At 71.9% G+C, this 13,698-nt stretch carries 16 protein-coding genes; all 16 read left to right on the top strand.

Annotated features, from left to right (window positions below; all coding sequences use genetic code 11):
* Nucleotides 1-35 precede the first annotated feature (35 nt).
* The 16 genes from rpoZ to lgt all read left to right on the top strand — a co-directional run bounded on the left by rpoZ (nt 36) and on the right by lgt (nt 13,658).
* Entirely contained in the window at nt 36-290 is a 255-nt protein-coding gene (gene rpoZ / locus CJ226_RS11575; RefSeq protein ID WP_025103490.1) for a DNA-directed RNA polymerase subunit omega, read from the top strand.
* An 88-nt stretch (nt 291-378) separates the two neighbouring features.
* Nucleotides 379-1,572: a methionine adenosyltransferase gene (gene metK / locus CJ226_RS11570; RefSeq protein ID WP_102209242.1), complete on the top strand. Its 1,194-nt coding sequence runs from the start codon at nt 379-381 to the stop codon at nt 1,570-1,572.
* A 16-nt stretch (nt 1,573-1,588) separates the two neighbouring features.
* Nucleotides 1,589-3,547 carry a hypothetical protein gene (locus CJ226_RS11565; protein ID WP_102209331.1) on the top strand — a complete coding sequence of 653 codons (1,959 nt, stop codon included), beginning with the start codon at nt 1,589-1,591 and terminating at the stop codon, nt 3,545-3,547.
* Between the two features lie 18 nt (nt 3,548-3,565).
* A complete protein-coding gene (gene fmt / locus CJ226_RS11560; RefSeq protein ID WP_102209241.1) occupies nt 3,566-4,486 on the top strand; it encodes a methionyl-tRNA formyltransferase in 921 nt (306 codons plus the stop codon).
* A gap of 98 nt (nt 4,487-4,584) precedes the next feature.
* Entirely contained in the window at nt 4,585-5,952 is a 1,368-nt protein-coding gene (locus CJ226_RS11555; protein ID WP_102209330.1) for an RsmB/NOP family class I SAM-dependent RNA methyltransferase, read from the top strand.
* A gap of 4 nt (nt 5,953-5,956) precedes the next feature.
* Nucleotides 5,957-6,637 (top strand): ribulose-phosphate 3-epimerase, encoded by a 681-nt coding sequence (rpe, locus tag CJ226_RS11550; protein ID WP_062634518.1) that lies wholly within the window; start codon nt 5,957-5,959, stop codon nt 6,635-6,637.
* Nucleotides 6,634-6,897, top strand: a complete 264-nt coding sequence (locus CJ226_RS11545; protein ID WP_025103484.1) for a phosphoribosyl-ATP diphosphatase — start codon at nt 6,634-6,636, stop codon at nt 6,895-6,897. The genes rpe and CJ226_RS11545 overlap by 4 nt, the downstream gene beginning before the upstream one ends.
* Nucleotides 6,898-6,935: 38 nt before the next feature.
* On the top strand, nt 6,936-7,775 hold the full coding sequence (gene hisG / locus CJ226_RS11540; protein WP_025103483.1) for an ATP phosphoribosyltransferase: 840 nt from the start codon (nt 6,936-6,938) through the stop codon (nt 7,773-7,775).
* Complete coding sequence (hisF, locus tag CJ226_RS11535) at nt 7,775-8,536, top strand: imidazole glycerol phosphate synthase subunit HisF (RefSeq protein ID WP_102209240.1); 762 nt, start codon at nt 7,775-7,777, stop codon at nt 8,534-8,536. The genes hisG and hisF overlap by 1 nt, the downstream gene beginning before the upstream one ends.
* Nucleotides 8,533-8,916: a phosphoribosyl-AMP cyclohydrolase gene (hisI, locus tag CJ226_RS11530; RefSeq protein WP_062634521.1), complete on the top strand. Its 384-nt coding sequence runs from the start codon at nt 8,533-8,535 to the stop codon at nt 8,914-8,916. Before hisF ends, hisI begins: the two co-directional genes overlap by 4 nt.
* Nucleotides 8,913-9,503, top strand: coding sequence for a Trp biosynthesis-associated membrane protein (locus CJ226_RS11525; RefSeq protein WP_102209239.1), 591 nt, complete (start codon nt 8,913-8,915; stop codon nt 9,501-9,503). The genes hisI and CJ226_RS11525 overlap by 4 nt, the downstream gene beginning before the upstream one ends.
* A gap of 47 nt (nt 9,504-9,550) precedes the next feature.
* Complete coding sequence (locus CJ226_RS11520) at nt 9,551-9,781, top strand: HGxxPAAW family protein (RefSeq protein ID WP_025103479.1); 231 nt, start codon at nt 9,551-9,553, stop codon at nt 9,779-9,781.
* Nucleotides 9,781-10,557, top strand: coding sequence for an indole-3-glycerol phosphate synthase TrpC (gene trpC / locus CJ226_RS11515; RefSeq protein ID WP_102209238.1), 777 nt, complete (start codon nt 9,781-9,783; stop codon nt 10,555-10,557). Before CJ226_RS11520 ends, trpC begins: the two co-directional genes overlap by 1 nt.
* Nucleotides 10,554-11,822, top strand: coding sequence for a tryptophan synthase subunit beta (gene trpB / locus CJ226_RS11510; RefSeq protein WP_062634529.1), 1,269 nt, complete (start codon nt 10,554-10,556; stop codon nt 11,820-11,822). The genes trpC and trpB overlap by 4 nt, the downstream gene beginning before the upstream one ends.
* Entirely contained in the window at nt 11,819-12,622 is an 804-nt protein-coding gene (trpA, locus tag CJ226_RS11505; RefSeq protein ID WP_062634531.1) for a tryptophan synthase subunit alpha, read from the top strand. The genes trpB and trpA overlap by 4 nt, the downstream gene beginning before the upstream one ends.
* A 10-nt stretch (nt 12,623-12,632) precedes the next feature.
* A complete protein-coding gene (lgt, locus tag CJ226_RS11500) occupies nt 12,633-13,658 on the top strand; it encodes a prolipoprotein diacylglyceryl transferase (protein WP_062634533.1) in 1,026 nt (341 codons plus the stop codon).
* Nucleotides 13,659-13,698: the final 40 nt, after the last annotated feature.

Raw genomic sequence — 13,698 nt, 5'->3', positions numbered from 1 at the left:
CGGCGAATCCCGTCGCCTGATCAGGAGGTCCACCCATGGCCGGACGCAACAACGGCATCATCGATCCCCCCATCGACAACCTGCTGGAGCGTGTCGACTCCAAGTACGAGCTCGTGATCTACGCGGCCAAGCGCGCCCGTCAGATCAACGACTACTACTCCGACCTGCACGAGGGGAACCTCTTCGACAACGTGGGCCCGCTCGTCGACTCCTCGGTCGAGGACAAGCCGCTCACCATCGCCCTGCACGAGATCAACGAGGACAAGCTCCGCCTGCGTCACGCGGAGTAACTCGACGACCGCGCCGCCGCAACGTCGGTGGCGCGGTCCAGAATGGGTGCCACACCCTCCCACCGTCCGTCCCCGTTCTGGAGCATCGATGAGCGCGCTGCGTCTGTTCACGTCCGAGTCCGTCACCGAAGGGCATCCGGACAAGATCTGCGACCAGATCTCGGACAGCATCCTCGACGGACTGCTCGCGAAGGACCCGGCCTCCCGGGTCGCGGTCGAGACGCTCGTCACGACCGGGCTCGTGCATGTGGCCGGCGAGATCCGCACCGACGCCTACGTCGACATCCCGACGATCGTCCGCCAGGTCGTGAACGGCATCGGCTACACGTCGTCCGACACCGGCTTCGACGGCGACTCGTGCGGCGTCAGCGTCTCGGTGGGGGAGCAGTCCACCGACATCGCCCACGGGGTCGACAACGCCCAGGAGCACCGCGACGGCTCGTCGGTCGATCCGCTCGACGGCCTCGGCGCCGGGGACCAGGGCATCATGTTCGGGTTCGCCACCACCGAGACCCCGCAGCTCATGCCGATGGCCGCATGGACCGCGCACCGCATCGCCGAGCGGCTGACCGAGGTGCGCCGCAGCGGGCTGCTGCCCTTCCTGCGCCCGGACGGGAAGACGCAGGTCACCCTCGGTTACGACGGCTTCACCCCGAAGACCGTCGACGCCGTCGTGCTGTCCACGCAGCACAACCCGGACATCGCCCAGGACGACCTCAAGGCGCAGATCCGCGAGCACGTCATCGATCCGGTCCTCGCCACGACCGGCCTCGACCTCGACGACGTCACCTACTACATCAACCCCGCGGGCCCCTTCGTCACGGGCGGCCCCAAGGGAGACGCCGGGCTCACCGGCCGCAAGATCATCATCGACACCTACGGCGGCGCCGCACGGCACGGCGGTGGTGCCTTCAGCGGCAAGGACCCGTCGAAGGTCGACCGCTCCGGCGCCTATGCGACGCGCTGGGTCGCCAAGAACGCGGTCGCCGCGGGCCTCGCCGACCGCCTCGAGGTGCAGGTCGCCTACGCGATCGGCGTCGCCCGCCCCGTCGGCCTGTACGTGGAGACCTTCGGCACCGGACGGGTGTCCGACGAGGTCATCACCCGCGCCATCGACGAGGTGTTCGACCTCCGGCCGCAGGCCATCATCGAGCAGCTCGACCTGCTGCGGCCGATCTATGCGCAGACGGCCGCGTACGGGCACTTCGGCCGGGAGCTGCCGGACTTCACGTGGGAGCGGACGGACCGGGCCGAGGAGCTGCGGCGCGCTGCCGGGCTCTGACGGGTCCGCGGTGCTGATCTCCCCGGAGAGCCGGCGCATCGCGCGGGTGCTCCTCGAGTCGCCGCTGCCGCAGCTCGACCGCCTGTTCGACTACGCGCTCCCGCCGGAGCTCGGTGACGTCGAGCCCGGGGTCCGCGTGCGCGTGCCCCTGCGGACCGCGGGGCGCGTGGTCGACGGATTCGTGGTGGAGCTCGACGTGGAGGACGACGCCGATCGGCCTCTCTCCGAGGTCGAGAGCATCGTGTCGGCCGTTCCCGTGCTGCCGGATCGCCTGTACCGACTGGCGCGGCGCGTCGCCGATCGCGCGGCAGGGTCGGCAGCCGACGTGCTGCGGCTGGTGATCCCGAAGCGGCAGGTGCGGGTCGAGAAGGCCTGGACCGCCGACGCTCCGACGCCGCTCCTGGAACCCGAGGCCCGCGATGCGGCCGCGTCCGTCGTCGGACTGTACGACGGACTGCGGGCGGTGCTCGACGAGAACGGACGCGCGGCCGTCGAGGCCATCCCGCAGCTCAGCGACGACACACCGGGCTGGGCGCGGATGCTCGCTGCCGCCGCCGCGACCACGCTCGCGGCGGGGAGGTCGGCCATCCTCGTCGTGCCCGACCACCGTGACCTCGATCGGCTGCTGGCCGCCCTCGACACGTTCGTCCCTGCGGAGGCGATCGCGCGGTACGACTCCCGACAGTCCAACCCGGATCGCTATCGCTCTTTCCTGCGCACGCTCGAGGACGCGCCCTGCATCGTCGTCGGGAACAGGTCCGCCGTGTACGCCCCTGTCGTCGCCGGTCTCGTGGCGCTGTGGGACGACGGCGACAGCCTGCTGGGCGAGCCGCTCGCACCCTACGTCCACGCCCGGGACGCGGCGCTGCTGCGACAGGAGGCGGAGGGCTCGGCCCTGCTCTTCGCCGGTCATACGCGGACGACCGAGGTCGAGCGGCTCGTCGTGCACGGCTGGCTGCGGGATGTCCGCGCGACCCGACGGGTCCTCCCGCGTGTGGTGCTGAGCACACCGCAGGAGATGGAGCAGCCGACGCCCCAGCGCATGCCGTCGTCGGCCTTCCTCGCCGCCCGGAACGCGGCCGCGGAAGGGCCGGTGCTCATCCAGGTCTCGCGGCCCGGCTTCGCGCCGTCCCTCGTCTGCGCCGACTGCCGGGCTCCCGCCCGATGCCCTCATTGCGGCGGTCCTCTCGGCGCCCGCCATCGTGGCGCGGTCCCGGTGTGCGGGTGGTGCGGGCGTGGTGCCAGGGCGTGGACCTGCCCGGCGTGCTCCTCGACCCGTCTCCGGCTCGCTTCATCCGGCAGCGAGCGGACCGCCGACGAGCTCGGACGCGCCTTCCCCGGCGTCCGCGTCATCGTCGCCGACGGCAGCCATCCGGTGGAGCGCGTCGACGGGCGCCCGGCCCTCGTGGTCGCCACGCGCGGCGCCGAGCCCCTCGCGGAGGGCGGCTACCGGGCGGTCGTGCTGCTCGACGGCCCGCGGATGCTGCAGGCGCCGGATCTGCGCATCGGCGAAGCGTGTCTGCGGTGGTGGTCGAACGCCGCCGCCCTCGCCGCGCCGGGCGCCCCCGTCCACCTCGTCGGCGTCGACGGCGCCGTCGCGAGAGCCCTCGCCACGTGGAACCACCCTGCCTACGCACGCACCGAGCTGGAGCAGCGCGCGCCGCTGCACATGCCGCCGACCGCACGCGTCGCGCTCGTGGAAGGCTCGTCCGCCGCCGTGGCGCGCGCTCTGGAGGCCCTGTCCGAACTCTCCCTGCCCTCCGACGCGGTGCTCGGTCCCGTCCCCGTCGAATCGGATGACGTCCCGCCCCGCGTGCGGGCGCTCGTGCGCTTCGACTACGGCGCGGGGAGCCGCGTCGCGACCACCCTCCGTGCTGCCGTCGTGGCGGAGGCGGTGAGCGGCCGCCGAGGCCGGACCAAGGCCGCCCGCAGCACGCTGTCGGTCCGCCTCGATATCCTCGATCCAGAACTCTGACCCTTCCGGAGAACCTTCATGCGCCTCGTCTTCGCCGGCACTCCCGCCGCCGCGGTCCCCACTCTGCGACGCCTCGCCGCCGAGCACGACATCGTCGCGGTGGTGACGCGCCCCGACGCCCCCCTCGGGCGCAAGCGGGTGCTGACCCCGTCGCCGGTCGCTCAGGCTGCGGTCGAGCTCGGCCTGCCGGTCATCCACGCTGCCCGGCTGGACGAGCCGGTGACGACGGAGGTCTCGGCCCTGCGCCCGGAGCTCGGCGTGATCGTCGCGTACGGCGGACTCGTGCGCGAGCCGCTCCTGTCGGTGCCGGATGCCGGGTGGATCAACCTGCACTTCTCGCTCCTGCCGGCCTGGCGCGGAGCCGCGCCGGTGCAGCGCGCTCTGATCGCGGGAGATGCCGTCCTCGGCGCGAGCGTCTTCCAGCTCGTCCCCGAGCTCGACGCCGGCGACGTGTTCGCGATGCGTACCGTCGAGCTCCCGGCGACCGCCACGGCGGGGGAGGCGCTGGAGGCTCTGGCCCTCGACGGCGCCGGTCTCACCGCCGACGTGGTCGCCGCGATCGCGGACGGCAGTGCCCGCGCCGTCCCGCAGGAGGGCGAGCCGACGTTCGCCGGCAAGCTGACGCTCGAGGACGGTCTCCTCGACTTCCGCGAGCCGTTCGACGCCGTGTATGCCCGGTTCCGCGGAGTCACGCCGGAGCCGGGAGCGCACACGACGATCGACGGTCAGCGGCTGAAGATCCTCGAGGCGCGACCCGCCGGTGCCGAGGCGGAGGACCTGCGACCGGGTGCCATGGCGGGCACGCGCGCGGAGGTCCTGATCGGGACGGCCACCTCGCCGCTGGCCGTCACCCGGCTGCAGCCCGCGGGCAAGGGCCCCATGAACGCCGCCGACTGGTGGCGGGGTCTGCAGGGCACGACTCCGGTGGCCGGCTCGTGAACGCGAACGACGGACGGCGCCCCGGCTCGGGTCGGCAGCACGCAGGCCGGGCGCGGAACGGCCGCGGCCCGAACCGGTCGGTCCAGCCGGCGCGCCGCGTGGCCTACGACGTGATCAGGGCGGTGTCGGACTCCGACGCCTACGCCAACCTGCTCCTCCCGACGGCGATCGCCGAGGCAGGGCTCGACCCGCAGAACGCGGCTCTCGCGACCGAGCTGACCTACGGCACGCTCCGTCGCCGGGGCACCTACGACGCGATCATCGCCGCCGCCGCCGACCGCCCCGCCGACGCGATCGACCCCGCCGTGCTCGACGCCCTCCGGCTCGCGGTGCATCAGCTCCTCGCGACGCGGGTGGCCTCGCACGCCGCCGTGAACGAGTCCGTGAACCTCGTGGCCCTCACGGCGGGGCGTGGCGCGTCGAGCTTCGCCAACGCGGTGCTCCGGCGGATCGCCCGCGAGTCGCCGGGCGAATGGCTCGCGCGCATCGAGGCGGCGGCGCGATCGGACGACGAACGCCGGGCCCTCCGAGCCGCGCACCCGGTGTGGATCATCCGGGCGCTGCGGCGCGCCCTCGCCGCCGAGGGGCGCGTCGAGGAGCTGGACGCCCTGCTGGAGGCCGACAACGTCTCGCCCGAGGTCACCCTGGTCGCCCTCCCCGGGCTCGCGGAGCCGCAGGAGCCCCGCCGGCCCTACGCCGCCACGGCGTTCGCGTCTCCGGGAGGCGATCCGCGTCTCGCGCTGGCCGCCTCCGACGGTGCGGTCCGGGTGCAGGACGAGGGGTCTCAGCTCGTCGCGCTCGCGCTGACCGCGGCGACGCCGCTGCGCACGGGGGAGCGATGGCTCGACCTGTGCGCAGGCCCCGGCGGGAAGACCGCCCTGCTCGCCGCCGTCGCCCGGCAGAACGACGCCGTCCTGGAGGCCAACGAGGTGGTGCCGACCCGCGCCCGGCTCGTGCGCAACGCCCTGCGCGCTGTCCCGGGCGACGTCACCGTGCACGAGCGCGACGGCCGGGAGCTGGCGGCCGAGCGGCCGGAGGCGTTCGACCGGATCCTCGTGGACGCCCCCTGCACCGGCCTCGGCGCCCTCCGACGGCGCCCGGAGGCCCGGTGGCGGAAGTCCCCGGCGGACGTCGCCGAGCTCGTGCCCCTGCAGGTCGGCCTGCTCACGGCGGCTGCGGACGCTCTCGCACCGGGAGGCGTCGTCGCGTACGTCACCTGTTCGCCCCATCTCGCGGAGACCACGGCGGTGGTCGAGGAGGTGCGGCGCATCCGGCCAGAGCTCGTCGAGCTCGATGCCCGCGCGGTGCTGCACGGCGTGGCGCAGTCGCCGATCGATCTCGCCGACGACGGGCGGGCGCAGACGGGAAGCGCTCAGCTCTGGCCGCATCGGCACGGCACCGACGCGATGTTCCTCGCACTCCTGCAGCGCCCGCTGGAGGCGACAGACGCCCCGAAGGAAGGTTGAGACCATGGATCTGCCCCGCGCCCCGCGCATCAACCCCAGCATCCTCGCCGCCGACTTCGTCAACATGCAGGCGGAGCTCGCCCGCATCGCGACGGCCGACTTCGCGCACGTCGACGTCATGGACAACCACTTCGTCCCGAACCTCACGTTCGGCCCGCAGATGGTCCAGCGCATCCAGGAGACCAGCCCGGTGCCGCTGGACGTGCATCTCATGATCACGGATCCGGATCGCTGGGCCCCGGGCTACGCCGAGCTCGGCGCCGCGAGCGTGACCTTCCACCTGGAAGCGGCGGGGGAGCCGGTGGCTCTCGCACGACGGCTGCGCGACATCGGCGCCCGTGCGGGGGTCGCGGTCAAGCCCGCGACCCCTGTCGAGGGACTCTTCGACTTGCTGGACGAGTTCGACCAGATCCTCGTGATGACCGTCGAGCCGGGGTTCGGCGGACAGGGCTTCCTGCCCGAGACCATGCCGAAGCTGCAGGCGCTGTCCACGGAGGCGCGGCGCCGCGGCTCGTCCGTCTGGCTCCAGGTCGACGGCGGCATCTCCGACGCGACGATCGCCCAGGCGGCCGAAGCGGGAGCCGACACCTTCGTCGCCGGATCCGCGGTCTACGGGGCGGACGACGTGGAGGCGGCCGTCACCCGGCTCAGGGACCTCGCGCGAGCCGGTAGCCTGGAGGGGTGAAGACTTTCGACGAGCTGTTCGCCGAGCTCAGCGTCAAGGCCGAGACCCGACCCGAGGGATCGGGCACCGTGGCGGAGCTCGACGGCGGCGTGCATGCGATCGGCAAGAAGATCGTCGAAGAGGCGGCCGAGGTCTGGATGGCGGCGGAGTACGAGTCGGATGCCGCTGCCGCCGAGGAGATCTCCCAGCTCCTCTACCACCTGCAGGTGATGATGCTCGCGAAGGGCCTCACCCTGCAGGACGTCTACCGACATCTGTGATGCGCTCCGGTCCCACTCCTTCGAACTGAAAGCCGTTCATGCTGCGCATCGCCGTTCCCAACAAGGGCTCGCTCTCCGAGACCGCCGCCGAGATGCTCGCGGAGGCGGGCTACGCCGGCCGCCGCGACCCCAAGACCCTGCATGTCATCGACGCCGAGAACGACGTCGAGTTCTTCTTCCTCCGCCCGCGTGACATCGCCACCTACGTGGCCTCCGGCGCCCTCGACGTCGGCATCACCGGTCGTGATCTCCTCCTCGACGTGCAGCAGCCGGCGCGCGAGATCGAGCAGCTCGGCTTCGGGGCGTCCACGTTCCGCTTCGCCGGTCCTCCCGGACGCTTCACCTCCGTCCAGGATCTCGACGGCGTCCGCGTGGCCTCCGCCTATCCGGGTCTGGTGGGATCCTTCCTCCGCGACCAGGGGGTGAACGCCGAGCTCGTGCAGCTCGACGGTGCCGTGGAGTCCGCCGTACGCCTCGGCGTCGCCGACGCGGTCGCCGACGTGGTGTCCACCGGCACCACCCTGCGCCAGGCGGGGCTGGAGATCTTCGGCCCCGTGATCTTGGAGTCCGAGGCTGTGCTGATCAGCCGTCCCGGTGAGGCCGACGGCGTGGAGACGCTGCTGCGCCGACTCCGCGGCGTCATGGTCGCGCGTCGCTACGTGCTCCTCGATTACGACCTCCCCACCGAGCTCGTCGATCAGGCCGTGGCCATCGCCCCGGGTCGCGAGTCCGCGACCATCTCGCCGCTCCGCGACCCGGCCTGGGTGGCCGTGCGCGTCATGATCCCGCGTCGCCGGGTCAACCAGGTGATGGACGACCTGTACGCCCTGGGCGCCCGGGCCATCCTCGTCACAGCGATCCACGCGGCGAGGCTCTGATGGCCCTCGCGAGTCGCGTCATCCCGTGCCTCGACGTCGCCGACGGTCGCGTCGTCAAGGGCGTCAACTTCGAGAACCTCCGCGACATGGGCGATCCGGTGGAGCTCGCCCGCCACTACGCCGCCCAGGGTGCCGACGAGATCACGTTCCTGGACGTCACCGCGACGGTGGATGCGCGGGCCACGACCTACGACGTCGTGCAGCGCACCGCGGAGCAGGTCTTCGTGCCGCTGACGGTGGGCGGCGGGGTGCGCAGCGTCGACGACGTCGCCCGGCTCCTCTCGGTGGGGGCGGACAAGGTCGGCGTGAACTCCGCGGCGATCGCCCGTCCCGAGCTCATCGGCGAGATCGCGGATCGCTTCGGTGCCCAGGTGCTCGTGCTCTCGCTCGACGTCAAGCGCGCCGACACGACGCGCTCCGGCTTCGTCGTCACCACGCACGGCGGTCGCACGCAGACCACGCTGGACGCGCTCGACTGGGCGCGCGAGGCCGCGGAGCGCGGGGCGGGGGAGCTGCTGGTGAACTCGATCGACGCCGACGGCACCCGCGACGGCTTCGACCTCGAGCTCGTCCGCCTCATGCGCGAAGTCGCGCCGATCCCCGTCATCGCCTCCGGCGGTGCGGGACGGGCGACCGACTTCGCTCCGGCCATCAAGGCCGGCGCCGACGCCGTGCTCGCGGCCAGCGTGTTCCATACCGGAGCCCTGACCGTCGGCGACGTGAAGGAAGCGCTGCGCGCGGAAGGAGTGCTCGTCCGATGACCGACACGCCGAAGCAGGACGAGGTCTCCGTCGACGACCGCATCGCGCAGGTCGCCTTCAACGCCGACGGGCTCGCCCCGATCATCGTGCAGCAGTGGGACTCGCGCGAGGTGCTCATGCTGGCGTGGGTGGATGCCGAGGCCCTGCGCCGCACGCTCACCTCCGGTCGTGCGACCTACTGGTCCCGCTCGCGGCAGGAGTACTGGCGCAAGGGGGACACGTCCGGCCACATCCAGGTCGTGCGGGAGGCCCGGCTCGACTGCGACGGAGATGCCCTCCTGCTCCTCGTCGATCAGACCGGCCCCGCATGCCACACCGGCACGCGGACGTGCTTCGACACCACCGACCTGGACGCCGTCGACGGGGTGAGCGCCTCGTGAGCATCGCGGAGCGCGGCCGCTCCCTCTCCGTGACGGGGTTCCTGATGGCCGGCGCCATCGGGATCATCTCCTCCACGCAGACCTGGTTCACGGTGCAGCGCGCGGACGCGGGGGAGGACATCCTCGTCCCCGGTGCCTCCGCCCTCGTGCTCCTCGCCCCGCTGAGCCTCGCGGTCCTGGCGCTCGGTGCCGCCCTCGCGATCGCCGGCCGGGTCGTGCGCGTCGTCTTCGGGGTGCTGGCAGCCGCGGCCGCACTGTTCCTGGGCTGGTCCACGCTGCAGCTCCTCCTCGGCGACGCCTACGGTGCCGTCGCCGCGACCGTCACCGAGACGACGGGACTCGCCGGCAGCGGAGCCGTCCACGAGGTCGCGGCGAGCATCGTGCCGTCGGCCTGGCCGTTCCTCGCCCTCGTCGGCTGGGTGATCCTGCTCGCCGCCGCCGTCGTCGTGCTGACCACCTGGCGGCGCTGGAAGGCCGGCGGCCGTCGCTATCGCACCGACGCGCCGAGCGACGCGCCGCACGACGGTCCCGTCGACGCGGTCGATTCCTGGGACGAGCTGTCCCGCGGGTCCGACCCGACGCGCTGACCCCGATAGACTGAACCCAGATCCCCACGTCGTCCCCGGAGGAGAACATGACCAACCCGATCGCTGACCCCGGCCACGGACACTCGCCTGCGGCCTGGACCGCCGTCGTGATCATGCTCGTCGGCTTCGCCGCCGCGACCGTCGCGTTCTGCTTCGAGCAGCCGACCCTGGTGTGGATCGCCGCCGCACTGATCCCGATCGGGGCGATCGTCGGCTGGGTGCTCGCGAAGGCGGGATACGGCGTGAAGGGTCCCAAGTACGCTCCGAAGGCGCACTAGTGGTCCTCGCCGACCTGACGGCCGGCGCTGTCGCAGACGCCGAGCGTCGCTCCCAGTCCCGTCCGCTCGCGGTCGTCGAGCGTGACGCCCTCGCGCGCCCCGCGGCGAAGGACGCGCTGTCCTTCCTCGCTCCCGCCGACCGGGTGAAGATCATCGCCGAGGTGAAGCGGGCGAGTCCGTCCCGCGGTGCCCTCGCGGAGATCCCGGATCCCGCGCATCAGGCCGCGCTCTACGAGACCGGTGGCGCCTCCGCGATCAGCGTCCTCACCGAGGAGCGCCGCTTCGGCGGCAGTCTCGCCGATCTGGAGGCGGTCACCGCCCGGGTCTCGCTGCCGGTGCTCCGGAAGGACTTCATCGCCACCCGGTACCAGGTGCTGGAGGCGCGTGCCGCCGGTGCCGATCTCGTCCTCCTGATCGTGGCGGGCCTGGAGCCGGACGTCCTCCGCGACCTGTACGGGTTCATCCTCGAAGTCGGCATGACGCCGCTCGTGGAGACACACTCGGCGGAGGAGCTGGACGCCGCGATCGATCTCGGCGCCGCCCTGATCGGCGTGAACGCCCGCAATCTCAAGACCCTCGAGCTCGACCGCGATCTTTTCGGCCGGCTCGTGGACCGCATCCCGGACTCGGCGATCAAGATCGCGGAGTCCGCGGTGCTCACCCCCGCTGACGTCGCGCACTACCGTTCGGCCGGTGCCGACGTCGTGCTGATCGGCGAGGCCCTGGTGACCGGAGACCCGGTCGCCACTCTCGAGAGCTTCCTGGAGGCGAAGTGAGTCTGCGCGACCAGCACGGTCCGTTCTTCGGTGACTTCGGAGGGCGGTACATGCCGGAGTCCCTGGTCGCCGCGATCGACGAGCTCACCGTCGCGTACGAGGAGGCCATCGCCGACCCGGAGTTCCGTGCCGAGCTCGCCCACCTGCTGTCCTCCTACGCCGGGCGTCCGTCCGCGCTCACCGAGGTGCCCCGGTTCGCGGAGCACGCGGGCGGCGCGCGGGTCTTCCTCAAGCGCGAGGACCTCAACCACACCGGTTCGCACAAGATCAACAACGTGCTGGGGCAGGCTCTGCTCACCAAGCGCCTCGGCAAGACCCGGGTCATCGCCGAGACCGGAGCAGGCCAGCACGGCGTCGCCACGGCGACCGCCGCCGCGCTGTTCGGGCTGGACTGCACCATCTACATGGGTGAGGTCGACACCGAGCGCCAGGCGCTGAACGTCGCCCGGATGCGCCTGCTGGGCGCCGAGGTCGTCGCGGTGACCTCCGGATCGCGCACGTTGAAGGACGCGATCAACGACGCCTACCGCGACTGGGTGGCTTCGGTCGAGACCACCAACTACATCTTCGGCACCGCCGCGGGACCGCACCCGTTCCCGGCGATGGTCCGCGACTTCCAGAAGATCATCGGCGAGGAGGCCCGCGCGCAGATCCTCGACGAGGTCGGCCGGCTTCCCGACGCGGTCGTCGCCTGTGTCGGCGGCGGATCCAACGCGATCGGCATGTTCGACGCGTTCCTGGACGACGAGGGCGTGCGGCTGTACGGCGTGGAGGCGGCGGGCGACGGCGTCGACACCGACAAGCATGCGGCCTCGATCGAGCGCGGCCGCCCCGGCGTGCTGCACGGCGCGAAGACGTACGTGCTGCAGGACGAAGACGGCCAGACCGTCGAATCGCACTCCATCTCCGCCGGTCTCGACTACCCGGGCGTCGGCCCGGAGCACTCGTGGCTGGCCGACATCGGCCGCGCCGAGTACATCCCGGCGACCGACGACGAGGCGATGCAGGCTCTACGGCTGCTGAGCCGGACCGAGGGCATCATCCCCGCCATCGAGTCGGCTCATGCCCTCGCCGGCGCGCTGCGGATCGGCCGCGAGCTCGGCCCCGACGGCCTCATCGCGATCTGCCTCTCGGGTCGCGGCGACAAGGACATGGACACCGCCGCCCGCTACTTCGAGCTCTACGACGAGGACGCCCTCGCGCACGACGTGTCCGAGGAGAGCGCCGCCGAGGACGCGGCCTCGAAGGGAGAGCCGCAGCTGTGAGCCGCGTGGAACAAGCCATTCAGCGCGCGCACGACGCCGGCCGCAGCGCCTTCGTCGGCTACCTGCCCGTCGGCTTCCCCGACCTGGAGACGAGCATCCAGGCTGCGATCGCCCTCGCCGAGAACGGCGTGGACATCATCGAGCTCGGGCCGCCCTACAGCGATCCCGTCATGGACGGCGCCATCATCCAGGAGGCGACGACCAAGGCCCTCGCCGCGGGCTTCCGGATGAAGGACCTCTTCACCGCCATCCGCGCGATCACGGCCGCGACCGATGTCCCCGTCCTCGTGATGACGTACTGGAACCCGGTGCTGCAGTACGGGGTGGAGCGGTATGCCGAGGACCTGCTCGCCGCGGGTGGCGCGGGTCTCATCACCCCGGACATCACGCCGGAGGCCGCCGGTGAGTGGATCGCGGCCAGCGAGCGGCTCGGTCTCGACCGGGTCTTCCTCGCGGCTCCGACCTCGTCGGACGAGCGCCTCGACCTCGTCGTGCGGTCCTCGACGGGCTTCGTCTACACCGTCTCGACCATGGGCATCACGGGGGAGCGGGCCGAGCTCGACCGTGCGGCGCGAACCCTCGTGTCGCGGCTCCGCGACCACGGTGCCCGTCGCGCCTGCGTGGGCATCGGCATCTCGACCCCGGAGCAGATCGCCGGCGTCTCCGAGTACGCCGACGGCGCCATCGTGGGCACCGCTCTCGTCCGCGCCCTCCGCGACGGCGGTGTGCCCGCCCTCGCCGAAGTCACCCGAACCCTGGCCGCCGGCACCGCGTCGGCGCGCTTCGCCTCAGAGAAGTAGGATCGCACTCATGTCCTCCGCGCTCCACAGCACCGCCGCCGGCGTGCTCGCCAGCATCCCGAGCCCGCCCGTGTCGTACTTCGATCTCGGTCCGCTCCGGATCCACTTCTACGCGCTGTGCATCATCGCCGGCATCATCGTCGCCGTCCTGATGACGAACCACCGCCTCACCAAGCGCGGCGCGGAGCCGTGGGTGGTCATCGACATCGCCATCCTCGCCGTGCCGCTCGCGATCATCGGTGCGCGCATCTTCCACGTGCTCACGCACCCGAACTTCTACTTCGGCGAAGGCAAGAACACCTGGAATCCCTTCGAGCCGGGCTCCGTGTGGGCGATCTGGGAGGGTGGCATCGCCATCTTCGGGGCGCTCATCGGCGGTGCCGTCGGCGCCTACCTCGGATGCCGGTGGACCGGCATCCGCTTCTGGACCTTCGCGGACGCGCTGGCTCCCGGGCTGCTCCTCGCGCAGGCGATGGGCCGCTTCGGCAACTGGTTCAACCACGAGCTCTTCGGCCTGCCGACCTCGCTGCCGTGGGGCCTGGAGATCGAGTCGACCAATTCGGCCTTCCCTCCCGGTCTCCCCGAGGGCACCCTCTTCCACCCGACCTTCCTGTACGAGGTCATCTGGAACGGGCTCGGCGTCCTCGTGCTGCTGTGGCTCGGCCGCAAGCTGTTCTTCCAGTGGGGGCGCCTCTTCGCGATCTACCTCATCTGGTACAGCGCCGGACGCATCCTGTGGGAGTCGATCCGCATCGACCCGAGCGAGATCATCCTGGGCCTGCGCAGCAACGTCTGGGCCGCCATCATCGGCGTCGTCCTCGGCCTCGTCATCCTCGTGGTGCAGACGCGCCGTCACCCCGGTCTCGAGCCCTCGCCGTACCAGCCGGGCCGCGGACGGAAGGACGTGGACGCTGATGTACAATCGCAGGACAATCCCTCTGATTTCGTGGACGTGAGCGAGCCTCCGGCCGAAGAAGTCGCCGCCGGAGCCACTGCCACAAGCGCTGCTCCCTCGAGCGGGGACGGCTCCCGATAACGCCGACTCGCGGCGGGAGAACCATTGCACTGAACGAGCG

Source organism: Microbacterium sp. UMB0228, assembly GCF_002871415.1.
Classification (GTDB): Bacteria; Actinomycetota; Actinomycetes; order Actinomycetales; family Microbacteriaceae; genus Microbacterium.
This window is presented reverse-complemented; position numbering and strand designations above follow the sequence as displayed.

Bases quoted from the DNA above. Each gene is read 5' to 3' on its own strand.
- lgt (WP_062634533.1), top strand. From the start codon at position 12,633: ATGTCCTCCGCGCTCCACAGCACCGCCGCCGGCGTGCTCGCCAGCATC.
- hisG (WP_025103483.1), top strand. From the start codon at position 6,936: ATGCTGCGCATCGCCGTTCCCAACAAGGGCTCGCTCTCCGAGACCGCC.
- hisF (WP_102209240.1), top strand. From the start codon at position 7,775: ATGGCCCTCGCGAGTCGCGTCATCCCGTGCCTCGACGTCGCCGACGGT.
- metK (WP_102209242.1), top strand. From the start codon at position 379: ATGAGCGCGCTGCGTCTGTTCACGTCCGAGTCCGTCACCGAAGGGCAT.
- rpe (WP_062634518.1), top strand. From the start codon at position 5,957: ATGGATCTGCCCCGCGCCCCGCGCATCAACCCCAGCATCCTCGCCGCC.
- rpoZ (WP_025103490.1), top strand. From the start codon at position 36: ATGGCCGGACGCAACAACGGCATCATCGATCCCCCCATCGACAACCTG.
- fmt (WP_102209241.1), top strand. From the start codon at position 3,566: ATGCGCCTCGTCTTCGCCGGCACTCCCGCCGCCGCGGTCCCCACTCTG.
- CJ226_RS11520 (WP_025103479.1), top strand. From the start codon at position 9,551: ATGACCAACCCGATCGCTGACCCCGGCCACGGACACTCGCCTGCGGCC.
- hisI (WP_062634521.1), top strand. From the start codon at position 8,533: ATGACCGACACGCCGAAGCAGGACGAGGTCTCCGTCGACGACCGCATC.